This is a genomic window from Dickeya undicola, assembly GCF_000784735.1.
GTDB lineage: Bacteria > Pseudomonadota > Gammaproteobacteria > Enterobacterales > Enterobacteriaceae > Dickeya > Dickeya undicola.
The window spans coordinates 28,309-44,389 of sequence record NZ_JSYG01000033.1 but is presented as its reverse complement, the minus strand read 5'-3'; the positions used below and the strand labels follow the sequence as shown (position 1 = coordinate 44,389).

At 57.0% G+C, this 16,081-nt stretch carries 15 protein-coding genes and 1 pseudogene; 3 read left to right on the top strand and 13 right to left on the bottom strand.

Features of this window, described 5'->3' with window-relative positions; translation table 11 throughout:
* The first annotated feature begins 33 nt into the window (after positions 1-33).
* On the top strand, positions 34-981 hold the full coding sequence (locus OB87_RS15510) for a LysR family transcriptional regulator (protein WP_050515732.1): 948 nt from the start codon (positions 34-36) through the stop codon (positions 979-981).
* Positions 982-1,080: 99 nt separating this feature from the next.
* Here OB87_RS15510 and OB87_RS15505 read toward each other — a convergent pair whose 3' ends face one another.
* From OB87_RS15505 to OB87_RS15475, 7 genes are all read right to left on the bottom strand, one after another.
* Complete coding sequence (locus tag OB87_RS15505; protein WP_033570318.1) at positions 1,081-2,067, bottom strand: LacI family DNA-binding transcriptional regulator; 987 nt, start codon at positions 2,065-2,067, stop codon at positions 1,081-1,083.
* Positions 2,060-2,827, bottom strand: coding sequence for an MBL fold metallo-hydrolase (locus tag OB87_RS15500; RefSeq protein WP_033570317.1), 768 nt, complete (start codon positions 2,825-2,827; stop codon positions 2,060-2,062). The genes OB87_RS15505 and OB87_RS15500 overlap by 8 nt, the downstream gene beginning before the upstream one ends.
* Complete coding sequence (locus OB87_RS15495) at positions 2,817-3,905, bottom strand: ABC transporter ATP-binding protein (RefSeq protein WP_033570316.1); 1,089 nt, start codon at positions 3,903-3,905, stop codon at positions 2,817-2,819. Before OB87_RS15495 ends, OB87_RS15500 begins: the two co-directional genes overlap by 11 nt.
* Positions 3,906-3,914: 9 nt before the next feature.
* Positions 3,915-4,742, bottom strand: a complete 828-nt coding sequence (locus OB87_RS15490) for a carbohydrate ABC transporter permease (RefSeq protein WP_033570315.1) — start codon at positions 4,740-4,742, stop codon at positions 3,915-3,917.
* Complete coding sequence (locus OB87_RS15485; RefSeq protein WP_033570314.1) at positions 4,739-5,611, bottom strand: carbohydrate ABC transporter permease; 873 nt, start codon at positions 5,609-5,611, stop codon at positions 4,739-4,741. The genes OB87_RS15490 and OB87_RS15485 overlap by 4 nt, the downstream gene beginning before the upstream one ends.
* A 43-nt stretch (positions 5,612-5,654) precedes the next feature.
* The gene (locus OB87_RS15480) at positions 5,655-6,914 is read right to left on the bottom strand and encodes an ABC transporter substrate-binding protein (protein ID WP_050515731.1); all 1,260 of its coding nucleotides are present in this window, start codon (positions 6,912-6,914) and stop codon (positions 5,655-5,657) included.
* Positions 6,915-7,056: 142 nt separating this feature from the next.
* Entirely contained in the window at positions 7,057-8,250 is a 1,194-nt protein-coding gene (locus OB87_RS15475) for a multidrug efflux MFS transporter (RefSeq protein WP_033570313.1), read from the bottom strand.
* A gap of 334 nt (positions 8,251-8,584) precedes the next feature.
* On the opposite strand from OB87_RS15475, the gene azuC reads away from it, so the two are divergent.
* Positions 8,585-8,671, top strand: coding sequence for a stress response protein AzuC (gene azuC, locus OB87_RS21190; protein ID WP_119958309.1), 87 nt, complete (start codon positions 8,585-8,587; stop codon positions 8,669-8,671).
* Between the two features lie 165 nt (positions 8,672-8,836).
* Here the strand turns inward: azuC and OB87_RS15470 are convergent, their stop codons facing one another.
* Positions 8,837-9,922, bottom strand: a complete 1,086-nt coding sequence (locus tag OB87_RS15470; RefSeq protein ID WP_033570312.1) for a tartrate dehydrogenase — start codon at positions 9,920-9,922, stop codon at positions 8,837-8,839.
* 121 nt (positions 9,923-10,043) lie between these two features.
* On the opposite strand from OB87_RS15470, the gene OB87_RS15465 reads away from it, so the two are divergent.
* Complete coding sequence (locus tag OB87_RS15465) at positions 10,044-10,949, top strand: LysR family transcriptional regulator (protein WP_033570311.1); 906 nt, start codon at positions 10,044-10,046, stop codon at positions 10,947-10,949.
* 28 nt (positions 10,950-10,977) lie between these two features.
* Here the strand turns inward: OB87_RS15465 and queF are convergent, their stop codons facing one another.
* The 5 genes and pseudogenes from queF to OB87_RS15445 form a co-directional block, all read right to left on the bottom strand.
* A complete protein-coding gene (gene queF, locus OB87_RS15460) occupies positions 10,978-11,820 on the bottom strand; it encodes an NADPH-dependent 7-cyano-7-deazaguanine reductase QueF (protein WP_033570310.1) in 843 nt (280 codons plus the stop codon).
* A 5-nt stretch (positions 11,821-11,825) separates the two neighbouring features.
* On the bottom strand, positions 11,826-12,695 hold the full coding sequence (locus OB87_RS15455) for a queuosine precursor transporter (RefSeq protein WP_033570309.1): 870 nt from the start codon (positions 12,693-12,695) through the stop codon (positions 11,826-11,828).
* On the bottom strand, positions 12,696-13,310 hold the full coding sequence (locus OB87_RS15450) for a helix-turn-helix domain-containing protein (protein ID WP_033570308.1): 615 nt from the start codon (positions 13,308-13,310) through the stop codon (positions 12,696-12,698).
* Between the two features lie 512 nt (positions 13,311-13,822).
* Positions 13,823-13,903, bottom strand: a pseudogene (locus OB87_RS20410) (NAD(P)-dependent oxidoreductase); the annotation flags it as partial.
* A 133-nt stretch (positions 13,904-14,036) separates the two neighbouring features.
* The gene (locus tag OB87_RS15445; RefSeq protein WP_033570307.1) at positions 14,037-15,767 is read right to left on the bottom strand and encodes a polysaccharide lyase family protein; all 1,731 of its coding nucleotides are present in this window, start codon (positions 15,765-15,767) and stop codon (positions 14,037-14,039) included.
* Positions 15,768-16,081 lie beyond the last annotated feature (314 nt).

Below are 16,081 nucleotides of genomic sequence, written 5' to 3'. Positions count from 1 at the left end.
TAATATTCGTTAAGGTTATAAATAAATATAATCATGATAAGTATCAAGCGAGCACTTTATTACCATGAGCTGGTGCGCAAAGGGAGTTTTACCCGTGCAGCCAAGTCACTTAATATCTCTCAGGCGTTTCTTTCTCAGGAAATATCCCGGCTGGAACAGGAACTGGAAAGGAAACTGATTAATCGCACTACCCGTCAATTTGCACTGACACCATTCGGTGAAGCCTTTGATGACAAAATCAAACCGCTGATCCGGGAATATTATGACGTTGAACAATTTGTGCAGTCGTATGAAGACAGTCAGGATGGTGCCCTAATGGTGGGGGTGATTCCGATCTTCAATCGGCTGAAATACTACGATGTCTTCACGCTGTTTCAAAAACAGCACCCGAATATCGAACTGTCGTTTATCGATGGCGTCAGCAGTGACCTGCTGGAAAAGGTGAGAAGTGCCGAGATCCATGTTTCACTCTCGACACCCTTCGACGACTACCTTCAGGACCCGCTGTTTAATCACACCATTTTTCTCGAAGAGAGTCTGGTGGCTGTGATGGCGGCGGGCCACCCGTTGGCGGCTCAAGCGAGCCTGACGCTTGACCAAATGGCGCAGGAACGGCCGATTGTGCCGCAAAAAGGCACCGGTGAACATGCCGCTGTGTCAGCGGCATTCAGCCGCGCCGGGCTGGAAGACACCTGCTTTCGGGAATGCAGCAATCTCGACATCATTATGGATCTGGTGATGCATCACGGCGGGGTGGTGTTTCTGTGCACGTCAGTGGCAAGCAGCCTGAAAGGTTACGATATCGTGATTCGCCCGATGGCGACGCCGATTAACCGCACATTTGCGGTAAGTTACCTCAAACGCAGCGCCGGTATTCCAATGGTGCGCCGTTTTCTGGATTTTATGGAACGGCATCACCCAATGTTGCGTGATTCGACGTTGCGTGAGCCTCTGTTGCGTGATCCGATACCGCGTGAATAACCGGCTTATGGCAAAGGAAAACAGCAATCGGGCGATGAGTATCGCCCGATAACAGCCTAAGCGCGGTATGCGGCTCACTCGTGATGCGGCTACATACGGTTAACGCACAACCAGCGTCGGTTTAATACGGACGGTTTCCCCTTTCTGCGCTTCGCCGCTCAGCACCCGTTGCAGGTGGCGCATCACTTGCTCCACCAACAGCTCCACCGGCTGGCGGACGGTGGTCAGGCGGTATCCTTCCCAGGCTGCCTGCGGGGTATCGTCGCAACCCACCACCTTGCAAGCCGGGCCGTTGGTCAGGCGCAGGGCGTCAAGGGCTCCGAAGGCCAGCGCGTCGCAGGCGCAAAACACGCCTTCGACCAGCGGATGCTGTTGCTGCAACCGGCACATGGCGTGATAGCCGCTGTGGTAGGCGTAATCCGGGTTATCCGTCACGACAGGTTCCGGCAAGCCGTGATAAGTCAACCGCTGGCGAAACCCCGCCAACCGCTCCAGCGACGCCTGCCCGTCCTGACGGCCGCCGATATAGGCCAGTTGCGTCAACCCCAGCGAGAACAAGTGGTCTGCCGCCAGTTCGCCTGCCAGCCGGTTATCGGACAGTACCGCGGTGACGGTTTCACGCTGGTCCTCCCGGCCCATCAGCACCATCGGTAGCGACAATTCCAGACAGCGCTCGGTGGCTTCGCGAGACAGGCTACCGGCGGAGATGATCGCCGCTTCCACCTGCCACGACTGTGCCTGTTGCAGACGGGCGCGGATATCGCATTGATCGGTGATGCTGACCAGCATCGGCACCAGCCCGTGTTGTTGCAGCGCCTGCGTCAGCAAGCTGAACAGCCAGGGCTGGAACGGGTTGTCGAATTCGCCCATCACCACCGCCACAATGCCGGAGCCTTGTCGCCCGGAATTGACCAGCGCCCGCGCCAGCGCATTAGGGCGATAGCCCAGTTCATTTGCCGCCGCCAGCACCCGTGCTCTGGTCGCCTGGCTGACCTTACCCGGCGCGGAATAGGTGCGTGATACTGCGGATGCCGAAACACCGGCACAACGGGCGACATCAATCGAGGTGATACGTTTTTTACTCATGTTCAGCGTCCCTGGTGATGTGCCAGCGCCCATTGCGGCATTGCGCCCGGTCGCCTTGTTCCGGCAGAAATACGCTGGGAACGGCGGCGATAAGCGGTTGCAGCGCCGCTTTTTGCGACTGCTGCACGTGATACAACCCTAACGATGCGCCCGGTTTGCGAACCAGCGTCTGCACCTGTGGCCAGTTGCCGTGGTAGGCATTGTCCGCGACCTGAGGCGAAAAACACTCCACCAGCGCCAGATCAGCACGAGCCAGTAATGCAGCGCTTGCGGGCGTTAACTGGCCGTCGCCGCTATAGAACAACGACCCCTGTTCGCCGCCGAGCCACAGGGCGTGGTTGGGCACCGAATGGCGGGTCGGCGCGGTCTGGCAGCGCCACGGTCCCAGTTCGCTCAGGTCTTCGCTGTTCTGCCAGTTCAGGGTGAACAGCGGCCGACCGGCGGGCCAAAAGGCGAAATCCACCAGTTGCTGCAACTGCGGCCGTTGCTGGCGCGGGGCGATAATTGTCAGCGGCGCGGTACGCCCGCAGGATTCGCACCAGTTAAGCCAGGTGGTCAGGCCGAGTGTGTGGTCGGGGTGAGCATGGGTAATGTAGATTGCGTGAATGTCGTCCGGCGCGGTTTGGCGCTGCCACAGCGCCTGCGGTACGGTCGGGCCGCAATCCACCAGTAACTGGAATCCGCCTTCGCTGACCCGTATCGCGGCGTTGACCCGTTGGCTGTCATAGGCTTCGCCGCTGCCAAGAATCTCAAGCTCCATGCTGGCTCTCCTGCCCGCTGGCACGCGAGGGTTGCGGCAAGCGTTGACCGGCCGCGTCAAACCAGTGACAACGTTCCGGCGCGACTTGCAATGCCAGCTCCTGGCCGATATGCGCCGGGTGGCGGCCTTCCACCACCAGCGTCAGGCAAGGCTCGTGGATGAAGTGACCGTGCAGGTGATACTGCGCACCCAGATTTTCCACCAGGTCGACCTTAAAGGTCGGAATACCTCCGGTGATTTCAAAGGCGTCCGGTCGAATACCGAGGGTGGCGGCGCGTTCATCACAGTCCAACCGTTGCAGCCACGGCGACAGCAGTTGGCCGGGAGGCGGCATTTGGCCCGATGGCAACGGGAAAAAGTTCATTTCCGGCGTACCGATAAACCCAGCGACAAAGGTCGTGGCGGGCTGGTGGTACAGCTCTTCCGGCGTCCCCACCTGGGCGATACGGCCCTCATGCAGCACCACGATGCGGTCGGCCAGCGTCATCGCTTCCACCTGATCGTGGGTGACGTAAATCATGGTGGCGGCCAGTTGCTGGTGCAGTGCTTTCAGTTGCACCCTGGTGTGAGTGCGCAGTTTGGCGTCCAGATTGGACAGCGGCTCATCAAACAAAAACAGGCGCGGTTTACGCACGATAGCGCGGCCAATCGCCACCCGCTGACGCTGGCCGCCGGAGAGCGCGCCGGGTTTGCGGTGCAGCAACGGCGTCAGTTGCAGCATCTCCGCCACCTGCGCCACTTTCTCGTTAATGGCCTGACGCCGTTCTCCGGCCATTTTCAGCGCGAAACCCATGTTTTCTGCCACGGTCATGTGTGGGTAGAGCGCGTAGGACTGAAACACCATCGCCATTTCCCGCTGACCCGGCGGCTGGCGCGAAATGTCCTCGTCACCCAGCAGGATCTGGCCGCTGTCTTGCTGTTCCAGCCCGGCGATGGTGCGCAGCAGGGTGGATTTACCACAGCCGGACGGGCCGACGAACACCACCAGTTCTCCCTGCCGGATATGCAGGTCGATGCCGTGCAGCACCGGCTGACGACCGTAACGCTTGGCGACCTGATGTAACCGTAATTCACTCATCTGCGAGTCCTATTTCTGGCTGACGGCAAAGCCGCGCAGCAAATAACGTTGAACAAAGCCCGCCACCAGCAGCACCGGCAGCGAAGACAGCAGCCCGATGCTCATCAGTTCTCCCCAGTAGATCTGGTTTTCGGTCATGAAGTTGGCGATAAACAGCGGCAGCGTGAATTGCTGCGGGGTTTGCAGGTACAGCAGAGCGAACAGAAATTCATTCCACGCCATGATCAGGGTGAAGATCGCCGTGGCGACCAGACCGGGGGCGCACACCGGCAGCACAATGTAGCGCAGCCGTCGCCATAACCCGGCACCGTCCATCGCCGCGGCCTCTTCCAGCGCCAGCGGCACGTCGCGGATAAAGCTGAGCAGCATCCAGATGCAGAACGGCAAGGTGTAAACCTGATAAGCCAGCATCAGCCCAGTCAGGCTGTTGAGCAGATGCAGCGATTTGAGCAGCGAATAGAGCGGGATCGCCACCACCATCGGCGGCATCATCTTGATAAGCAACACCAGCAACAAAAACAGGCTGTCGAGCCGTGCCGGAAAACGGTGGCGGGCCAGCGTGTAGGCGGCCAGAAACCCGGTCAGCAGCGATAACGCGGTGGCACCGGCGGCCACCCAAAAGGTATTAAACAGCCGCTCGCCGACGCCGTTATTCAGCAGGCTTTTCAGGTGGGTGAGCGTCCACTGTTGCGGCCAGAACGGGCTGGCAAGGCTTGCGAATTCAGCGGTGGACTTAAACGCCGCTGCCACCATCCACAGGATCGGCAGGGTAAAAAACAGTAGCGCGACGGTCAGCGCCAGCGCACGCAGTGCCATCAGCCAGTAGGGGAGTCTCATGCGGTTTTCCCTCCGCGCATCAGTTGCCAGGCGTAAACCAGACTCATGGCCGCCGCGAACAGCAGCATGATCACCGCACCGGCGCTGGCGAGCCCCAGATTGAAGAACTTGAAGCCTTGCTGGTAGATATAGAGCGACAGGGTTTCGGTGGCATAACCGGGGCCGCCGCCGGTCAGGGCGTACACTTTGTCGAACAGCTTAAAGGTATCGATGGAGCGCAGTAGCAATGCCAGCATGATTGGCTGGCGGACAAGCGGCAGCGTGACGTACCACAGCCGCTTCCAGCCGTTGGCACCGTCGCTTTGTGCGGCTTCCAGCACGTCTTTGGGAATCGCCTGCAACCCGGCAAGGATGATGAGGCAGGCCATCGGCGTCCACTGCCAGATATCCACCAGCATCAACGACCACAACGCCAGATGCGGGCTGGACAGCCACGGCTGCGGCATCAGGCCCAGCGCGGTCAGGCAGTTGTTGAGCAACCCGAAATCGTAATGAAACCACACGCGCCAGATAGCCGAGCACACCAGCGTCGAGATCATCATCGGGTAGATCAGCAGGCTCAGCACCCACTGGCGGCCGGGAAAATGGCGATACAGCAGCAATGCCAGCGCCAGCCCCAGCAGCACCTGCAACAGCGAACTGCCGAACGAGAACAGCAGGGTGTTTTTCAGGCTGGTGGTGAAAAACCAGTCGGTGAACAACTGACGGTAGTTTTCCAGCCCGACCCAACTGCGGCTGGCGGCGGCGTAATCCACCTTGCTGAAGGAGTAAAGCAGCATCTGGCCGATGGGGTAGAGCGTCAGCAGCAACAGCAGCGTGGCGGCGGGCATCAGCAGCAGCCAGCGTTGCCAGCGGGAGTCAAAATGCATGGGATGTCCTTGAATGAGCGGGCCGTGGCCCGCCCGACAGCGGTTATTTCAGTACTTGCGCAATCTTCTGATTGGCTTGCTGCAACGCCACCTGCGCTGGCATCTGATCCATCAGCGCCAGTTGCAGGTAGTCGCCGAGGATGCTTTCCACTTCCTGCCAGTTGCGAATACGTGGGCGCGCTTTGCCTGCTTCCAGTGCAGCCAACTGTGCCGGATACCAGCGGTACTTCTGCACCACCTGCGCATCCTGATACACGCTGCGGCGGGTTGGCGGCAGCCCCAGTTCCAGCGCCAGTGCTTTCTGGTTGTCAGCGCTGGTCAGGTAGCTCAGAAATTGCTGCGCCAACTCGCTGTGCTGGCTGTTTTTGGCGATAGCCATTTGCCAGATGCCGAGCATTGGCGACGGACCGGCGTTCTGCCCCGGTGCTGGTTGCAGCGTCATGTTACCGACCACTTTGGATTTGGTGGCGTCGTCCAGCGTGGATGCCCAGGCAGGCCAGACTTCGATCGCCATCGCGGCTTTGCCCTGTTCCATCGCCTGGCGCACGTCGGCAGCGTTGTACACCTCTACCCCGGTGGGCGCGAATGCCTTCAGCGCTTTGAGGGTATTAAGCGCCTGCAACGCCTGTGGCGAATCCAGCGACGCTTTGCCGTTAGTGATCACGTTGCCGCCGTAGGCCCACAGCATCGGCATAAAGCCGGAAACAATCGGGTTGCCCTTCATGCCGCGGAACACCACGCCGGAGACGCCCGGCTCCTGCTGTTGCAGCGTTTTGGCGTCTTTCAGCACCGCGTCCCAGCTATCGGGAGCCTTGAGCTGGTGCTTGTCGAACAGGTCCTGACGGTAGGCGAACATCGCCACGTTGCCGACCACCGGCAGGCTGTAAACCGGGCCGCTGTTTTCCGGTACGCGCGACACGTTCAACACCGCCGGAATGAAATCGCTGCTTTGCAGGCTATCCGGCAGTGGCTGGATCCAGCCGTTACCAGCGAATTCGGGGCTCCAGCTGTCGTCCATCAACATCAAGTCGTAGGCCGAGGCGTTTTCCCGCAGGGAAATCACCAGTTTTTCATACAGGTTGGCGTAGGGCAGCTTCAGCAGTTCTATCTGCTTGCCGGGATGTTGTTGCTGAAAACGGGCCAGCGTACTGTCGAGCGCCTTGCCGTAAACGTCATCGCGCCCGGCGATCACCAGGTCGGCGGCTTGCGACGCCATGCTGCACGCCAGACCGGCGGCGAGCAGCAGGCGGGAAAGGGTTTTCTTGCTGTGCGATTTTGCTATCAGTGAGGTGTTGCCAAACATAGTGAGCGCCTTTTGTCAGGAGTGCATACGTTTGCACAGGCGCTATCTTTGGTGATGAGGATGACAAAAACATGAAAGCAGGATGAACAATCCAAGATGCGGGATGGCAATCGGAAGCCGGATACCGGCTTCCGTGATGGTGTCAGCTTTTCTTTGGCATACGGGCGAAGCTCACCATCAACTGGATGCTATTAATCAGCACCAGCAGCGCGGTGACCAGGAACACCCAGCGGTAACCCAGCGTGGCAGAAACCGTGGAGCCGAGTAGCGGCCCGACCACGTTGCCGAGATACATGCAGGATTGGTTATAACCAAAAATACGCCCAGTCACCTGTTGGCTGCTGTATTTCACCAGCAGCGCCTGCACCGCGGGCATCAGTGCGCCGTCGGCGAAACCCAACGCGAAGCGCAGGATGCCGAGCTGGACCGAGCTTTGCACCGCCGACATCAGGAAGAACAGCAGCGCACACAGAAACAGCGCCACGATCAGCACTCGCTGAGAACCGATACGATCGCCGAGGCGGCCAAGGCGCGGTGCGGACAACAGCGCAGAAACGCCAGGCACAGCGGCGATGACGCCGCTGATAAACGCGATATTTTCGATGTTGGGAGAGAGGTCGCGGATAAACAGTGTCAGTATCGGGCTGATGGAGCCGTTCGCCATCTGGATCATCATGGTGGTGAAACACAGGCTGATAATCAGCAGCGGATAAGGCAGCGAGGCGAACACCGCCCGGCCGCTAAGCTGTGCTTTTTTGCTGACAGTAATGGCGTTTTCACGGATGGCAAACAGCGTAATGAGAAAGCAGATAAACAGCATGGCGGAGGTGACGAAAAACACCATACGCAGACCGATGGTATCGGCCATGAAGCCGCCGAGCAGCGGGCCTACCAGCACCCCAGCCACCTGCCCGGTGGACAACGTACCGAGTGCCCAGCCGCTGCGGCTGCGCGGCACTTGCGAGGCAATCAACGCCATCGCGTTGGGAATGTAGCCGGAGGTCAGCCCCATCAGCGCGCGCAGAATAAACAGTTGCCAGACGTTGGTGGCCATGCCCTGTAACCCCATGACCAGCGACATGCCGAGCGCGGCGCGCAGCAGCATCAGCTTGCGGCCTTTGCGGTCGGCCAGGCTGCCCCACAGCGGCGCGACAATCGCCGAAATCAGAAACGAGGAGCTGAATACCAGCCCGGACCACAGATTGAGCGCGGTGTGATCGCTCACGCCCAGATGTTCGATGTAGAGCGGCAGGAACGGCAGTATCTGGCTCATGGCCATGCCGGTAAAAAAGCATCCCAGCCAGGCGGAGAAAAGGTTGAGTTTCCAGGTTTCCATAGGGCAGGTTTTTACGTCGTCAGTGAAAGGCCGGGTCGCTCCCGCGCCAGTGCCACGCTGAATTACGCGACACAGCTAGTATGGCTGCTTTTGTCTTAGCCGGGAAATAATTTTATATATCAAAGAATAATCCAATCCCGGTCCTGGATGCGTTTTTGGTTGCAAAGAAATGATGCTGATTCAGACATTTGAACAGGCGTGCTATCTGGCTGGCGGAGAAAAGCAAAACGCGATTCTGAATTTTTTGTGATTTGAGTCACAAAAGCATTGCGTCAGGATTCAACAAAACGTACAATCTTTTACCAGAAAGTTCACAAATCATTCATTAACCAAGGTGATCGACGTGCGTAAATTCCTGAAAAAACTTCTGGTCGCTTACATCAATGCTTACAAAGACATCCCGCCGGGTGCCATGCATTAATTGCCCTTGAGCAGATCAGTATTAATAAGAAGGCCGCTATGACAGCGGCCTTTTTCATGTCTTCGTTTTTTGCTTCGTCGCTTTTACTTCAATTCACGTGTGGTAACGGCTCATCGTTTTCGCAAATCATCGTTTTAACGAATCAGAGTTTTAACGATCATAGCCTTAACGACTCAGCGCCTGCGCTATCGCTTCGCCCAGTGCCGTTGTATTGCCGCTGCCGCCGAGATCCCGCGTTAGCGGCGCGTTTTCCGGCCCTTGTTCCAGCACGTGTTCAATGGCGCTGAGTACCGCGGCTCCAGCGTCGTCATGTCCCAGATGTTCCAGCATCATCGCCCCGCACCAGATTTGGCCGATCGGGTTGGCGATACCTTTACCGGCGATATCCGGTGCTGAGCCGTGTACCGGTTCAAACAGGCTGGGGAAGGTGCGATCCGGGTTGATGTTGGCCGACGGCGCGATGCCGATGGTGCCGGTGCAGGCCGGGCCAAGGTCGGACAGAATATCGCCGAACAGGTTGCTGGCGACCACCACATCAAACCAGTCCGGGTGCAGCACAAAATTGGCGGTAAGAATATCGATGTGATACTTGTCCACCTTCACCTCTGGATAGCGCGTGCCCATTTCCGCAACACGGCTGTCCCAGTACGGCATAGTGATGGCGATACCGTTGGATTTGGTGGCGGAGGTCAGATGTTTTTTCGGGCGTTTCATCGCCAGCTCGTAGGCGAATTTGAGGATGCGATCGACACCGACGCGGGTCATCACCGTTTCCTGAATCACCACTTCGCGATCGGTGCCAGCGAACATGGCACCGCCTACGCTGGAATACTCGCCTTCGGTGTTTTCGCGCACGATATAGAAGTCGATGTCGCCGGGTTGACGCCCGGCCAGCGGCGCTTTTACACCCGGCATCAGACGACAAGGGCGCAGGTTGACGTATTGGTCGAATTCACGGCGGAACAGCAGCAGTGATTGCCACAGCGACACGTGATCCGGCACCACCTCCGGCCAACCGACCGCGCCGAAATAAATCGCGTCGAAGCCCTTCAGCAGTGAGAACCAGTTGTCCGGCATCATCTTGCCGTGCTGGAGGTAGTAATCGGCGCTGGCGAAATCAAACCATTCCCACTCCAGCTGGATATCAAACAGTTCGGCGGCACGGGTGATCACCCGTACCCCTTCCGGCATCACTTCCTTGCCGATGCCGTCGCCAGGGATAACGGCAATGCGGTAACACGCTTGAGACATGGCAACTCCTGAACGGTTTTTTTGATCGATTGCACTTGGGTAACAGAGAGTGTATTTACTCTATTCGATGTAAACAATTTCGCTTCTGGTAAAGGCATTGTTGAATAAAAGAGAAGAATAAATGAGTGTCATCGACGATTTGCTGTTCTTCAGCCGCATCGCCGCGCTCGGCAGCCTGACAGCGGTGGCGCGCGAAAGCGGCCTGTCGCTACCAGCGGTCAGCAAACGCCTGACACAACTGGAACAACGGCTGGGCGTACAGTTGATCAGGCGTACCACCCGGCGGTTGGATTTGACGCCGGAAGGGCAGTTGTACGCCGACGGCGCAGTGCCGATTCTGCATGAAATTGAGGAACTGGAAAGCCAGGTTCGTCGTAACCAGCTAACGCTACGTGGGCGGTTGACCGTCAACGCGTCGTTCGGTTTCGGCCGTCGCCATATCGCGCCGCTGATTTCCGCTTTCGCCCGCCAGCACAGTGAGCTGGAAGTGCAGCTACAGCTCACCAGTCAACCGCTCAACATGCTGGACGCCGGTGTGGATATTGATATTCGCTTTGGCGCACCGCCGGATTCCCGGCTGGTGGCGCATCGGTTGATGGCAAATCCGCGCCTGTTGTGCGCATCACCGGCGTACCTGGCGCGCTGCGGTACGCCAGGTACGGTAGCAGACCTGGCCGGGCACAACTGCCTGGTGTTGCGTCAGTATGAGAGTGATTACGGATTGTGGCGTTTCTACCGCGATGGGCGCGAGTTTACCCACCGCGCTTTCGGCAATCTTTCCGCCAACGACGGCGAGGTGATCATGCGTTACGCGCTGGACGGGCACGGCATTATCCTGCGTTCGCTGTGGGATGTGCGCCCGTGGCTTGCCAGTGGTGAATTAGTGGCGCTGTTGCCGGACTATATTATGCCGGAAGCGGATATTTACGCGGTCTATCAGCAGCGGCGGCATGTGCCAGCGCGCATTTCGGCGTTTATCGCCTGGCTGAAGCAGCAACTGTCACAAGGGGAAGCGGGAAACCGCTAACGCCTCCCCGGCGGGGAGGCGACAGGAATTACTGGCGTACCAGACGGCCGGTAGCAGCTTCGGTTTCGAAATCGCTGCGGAACGGGTTGATGTCCAGACCGCCACGGCGGGTATAGCGGGCGAATACGGTCAGTTTTTCCGGCTGACAGTAGCGTTTGAGGTCATTAAAAATGCGCTCAACACACTGTTCATGGAATTCGTTGTGCTGGCGGAACGAAATCAGGTAACGCAGCAGCGCTTCCCGATCAATCTGACGCCCTTCATATTTGATGACCACACTGCCCCAGTCCGGCTGGTAAGTGACCAGACAGTTGGATTTCAACAGGTTAGAGCACAGGGTTTCCGCAACCAAAGGCGCGTTGTCGCGCACTGCGTGTTGCAGATAATCTGGGTTGAAGCCGTAATCGTTCACTTCGATGTCCAGCTCGTCAATGTTGATGCCGGGCAGGGTATCGATCTGTGCCGGATAACCGGTCAGGCCCGGATACAGGGTAACCTTGACGTCACCATTGGCGGCGGCGGACAGATCTTTAATCAAGGTAGCGTGTACTTCGCCGATATCGCGAAAGCGGGTCTGGTTGAAGCTATTGAGGTACAGCTTGAACGATTTGGACTCGATCAGGTTTTCTGAACTGGCCGGGATGATGAATTCGGCGATGCCCACCAACGGCTTTCCCTTGTGATTGAGCCACGACAGCTCGAAGGCGGTCCACAGGTCGTAGCCGCTAAACGGCAGGTCCGGCCCGGTCAGGCCAACCAGATCGCGGCCACGGGCGCGCGGCAGTGCTTCCAGCAGCGCCGGGTCGTATTTGTCTGGGTAGCTGGAGCGCACCCCCAGATGGGTAATGCTATCGTTTTCTGTAATATGCATATCGCTCAGTTCCTTGCTGGTACGGCATGAATGTATTTTCTGAATAGTCGGCGAGTACCGTAAATTGGGCCGACGCCCAACACCGCGTAGACTACTTTGATCAGAAATTGCGACAGGATCATGGTGCGGATCACGTCAAAACTCAGCACATTATAAAACGCGATGGTGCAGAAAATCACACTGTCGATAGCAGAAGCGGTGACCGTACTGGTGATCACGCGGATAAACAGATAACGGGACTTAGTCAGAATCTTGATTTTGTGCAGTACCCAGGCATTGATGTTTTCGGAGATCAGGTAGGCCAGCGATGAAGCTGCCAGTACCGCCATCATGCTTTCCACAATGCCGCTATAGGTCTTGCTGTATTCCCATTCCGGCAGACCGGGGATCAGGCTGGTAACCCACAGCCCGAGCACAAACGCCAGATGGAAGAAGAAGGCGATGAGGATGGTGCGACGCGCCAGCCGCAGGCCATAAAATTCATTCAGGATATCCACCAAAATGAAGGTCAGCGGGTAGACGAAAACGGCAGGTGGCACCACCAGATTCAGCGCCGGAATAAATATCGGTTTAACACCGCTGACGGTGGAAAAAATATAGATGACGCAGAGTGCGGCGGTAATAATCAGGTACGCCAGCCAGGAACGTTCGTTTCTGTCGCTGATATCGTAGGCGGTAGTGATGTCTTTGCCGGAATAGAGTTTTTTGTACAGTGCGTTGAGTTCGTGCCGACTCAGATCATCGGAAATTTCACTGTCGACCAGCTCTTTAAGATCCATATGGATCGTCTTGCCGGTCGATAACACCATGATATTCGCTGACAATTCGCCGCTGTGGTTAAACCCCAGCAGCTTGAATTTCCTGTTTGCATCCATTTATATCCTTTCCTCTATGATATATCCCAGCAGGACGGTGTCCTCGGGGCGTTTTCTGTCCGCCATGTCCGGCGAATCCGGGATGTCGACAAAAAATCCCGTGGCAGGAGAGTGACAGAGTATCGGCGTATTCGGCACCAGCGCAGGCGGCCGTCGGATGATGAGCAGCGAACCGGGAGAGAACGTGCCGCCAATCGGTGACTCGATCTGTACTGCCACCATGTTGGCTTCTTCTCCGAAGAAATAGGTCAGCGGATACTGAACTGATAACTGACCAATCTTATGCTGCCGAGCCAACAACAATTGCGACTGCGGAATGATGGGAATCGCCGCCGGATTTTTGTTGCCTTCAAAAGAAACGGTATTGTTCAGGCGCTCGACCTTTTCCAGATCGTAATCTTCGATTTCCTCACAGGACACGCCAAAGAAATCGGAAATACGATTGATGGTGGATTGCTGAACCTTGTTTACCCTACCTTCAAGAATTTTGTAGATAGTGGTACGCGTTACCCCGGTACGGTTAGAAAACGAGGCTTTGGTTTCGCCTCGGGTACGCATCAGATATTCAATATTTTTAATGATATTAGTTTTGCGCTGAGCATTCGTTGTTTTCATGGTCATCCCTTCTCAGGTCAGTTCTCAGACAGGTTCATCTTACGATAAAGCCTTACGTTCACCTATCCCGTCAGCAAGAAAAAAAATCGGTAATCACGGCGTGTCGCGGGTGTTTACAGCGGAAAAAACGGGCGGAATAGTGTGAACTTATTCAATTAATTGGTGGTTGCTGTAACGGCATTATTAAAAATAGACACTAAAGATCATAAAATGTCCATTAATCTGTTGACTTGGTTATTTTTGTTGCTATAACGGTTAGAAAAATTAATTAATCTGTGTGGTGCAGATAATTTATTATAAACATAAGATATAGTTAACAAACTAATTGGTTGGTTTCGACGTCGTTGACGCGGACTGCCATCTATCCGACACCAGGGAACCCAGAACGGACGCTCAGCAAAGAGGTGAGGAAATAAGGGATAGTCATTATCGATGACACACGCTGAAGACGCTGCGCTAATGCGCAGCGTTTTTGTTTTATCAGCCGATGAAATAGGCTGTGACTGTAATCTCTATTTACCGCCAGCCAGATCGATAAAACTTCCGGTGACGTAGCTGGCTTCATCCGACAGTAGCCAGGCAATGGCGCTGGCTAACCCTCCCCTTGATGACCACCGCATAACTCAATCAGTTCGATTCGTTGGTATGAGTATCGGTAAAGAACGGCGGGAAATTCCGCGCCGACCTGATGCCGACGCGGAACGAGGCGTGATTATCGTTGGGCGGTTATTGTGGCGTTTCCGTTAGCGTAATCGCGTCGTACATCACCATGCCGCCCAGCAGCTCCAGCGTGATACGGTTGCTGCCCTGTTGTAGTGCGCCCGTGGGTAGCGGTATGTGTGCTTCGTGGTAGCGGCCGCTTTGCATCGCGCCCCGGTAGATAGCCTTGTCGTTGTCGTACTTCAGCGTAGTCAGCAACTGACCGTTGAGTTTCACCGCCAGTTGCGGCGAACTGGCTGGTGTGGTCATCCCGTTGTTACTGGCGGCGGCGATGGCGATATTCAGGGTGTAAGGCTGCTCGGGCGTGCGGGTGTTGAACAGAATGTTCCAACTGCCGGGTTGGGTCTGGGCGTAGTACCAGTCCTTGCGCTCACGGCTTTTGCCGATCTCAAAGGTCAGGTTGGCTGGCACCTCGGTTTGCCAGCGATAAAGGCGCGGGCGATCGCCGAAGCGGAATTCGTCGGCCCGGCGGTCGGCCTGACCAATAGCCCATGCCAGCGGTGCGGGACGCGGGGCGTCAATGTGGCCGAGCCGGGTTTTCTTGCCTTCCACCTGCACCGTTTGCTGCGCCAGCAGGCCGATTTGTGTGCCGCCGTCGGCGTAGGCCGACAGCCGGTATTCGCCCGGCGGCACATTGCGCAGGCTGAAACGGCCGTCCCGATTGGTACGGGCGGTGAACAGGTAACCGGTGGTCTGAATGTCGAAGTTTTCAGTGCTGCTGCTCAGCACCACTGTAGCGTGAGGCGCATCGGTACGCAGGCGACCGCTGACGGTAGCGCGCTGGCGCGGATAGCGCGCATCGTCCAGCCAGCGGTAAGGCCAACTGGCGCGCTCATGTTCGGCCCGGCGGCTGACGTCCGCCACCAGTTCCCGATCGCTGCCCTGATTGATGTACAGCAGCCACGGACCGTAGAGTTTTTCAAAACCCGGCTGCGCCACCATATCCGGGGTGCCGAAATGCGAGCCGGTAAGATAGTTCAGGATAATCGCGTCCTGATGCACCAGCAGTTCCTGCTTCAGGGCGTCGCCCGAGTAATACTCGCCGCTGGCGGGCACCATCCAGGCACCATAACCGTTGCCCATCACACCCCAGTAACGGCTTTCACGCTGATAACCGGCGAAATCGTATTTAGAGTAGACGCTGCCGTCCGGCAGTCGCCAGGTTTCATCCTGCACCTTCGGCAACTGTTCCAGTTCATCGTACAACAGCGGCGTACCGCGCTGGATGCTGTTGAACAGCTCGTTCAGCCGGGTGGCGTCAAACCGGTAAACGTTGCGCAGCTCGCTGACCGTCACCGGTGCTGAGCCGGTGTTGGCGGCCACCACATAACTGTACAGGCCGCTGACGTCGCTGGTCATGATCAGGTGGTATTCCAGCCGCAGTTTGCCGTTCTGGTCGTCGATGTAGGCCAGGTGCACCTGATCCGGCGTCTGCTTGATGACTTCCAGCCGTTCCGGCACGAATTCGTTAACGCCGCCGGAGTAGTAATCGAGGTAAAAGCTGCGGTTTTTATCCGGATCGCGTGCCGCGCCGGAGAGACGGGAAATCAGGTTGGTGCTGCCTTTCCACACTTCTTTGGCGCTGCCGTCCGCGCCAAAGCGGACTTTCAGCAACCCGTTGTCCAGCGTACTGTCCATGCCGTCGAGCGTCAGTTTCACCGCCCCTGTCGCCGCCAGCGGCAGCGCGAGAGTCAGCACCAGTAGCGGGGTACGCCATATCTGCAGAGGTTTATTCATGTTGTGCCATCCATTGTCATCGTTGTGTTGATGGAGATGTCCTGCTGGGCACAGCCTAGCGCGGCGGTAAACGCCGCTCCTTTGTTGGATGGTCATCTCCAGGGCGAAGGTGGCAGTGGTGTGAAGATCGGCACGATCGGGATCATATTTGTCGATTTCTAATGCGAGGGGGCCGCTCTCGGGCTAGTGGTGGCATAATCCGGTGAAATTCAGTTAATTTTATTTAAAATCAATGCATTGCATCGAAAGATAATTGAATAACACTTCGGTACGGTTTTTCGCTATTATGCGTTCCTCTCAAATCTGTATCTGAT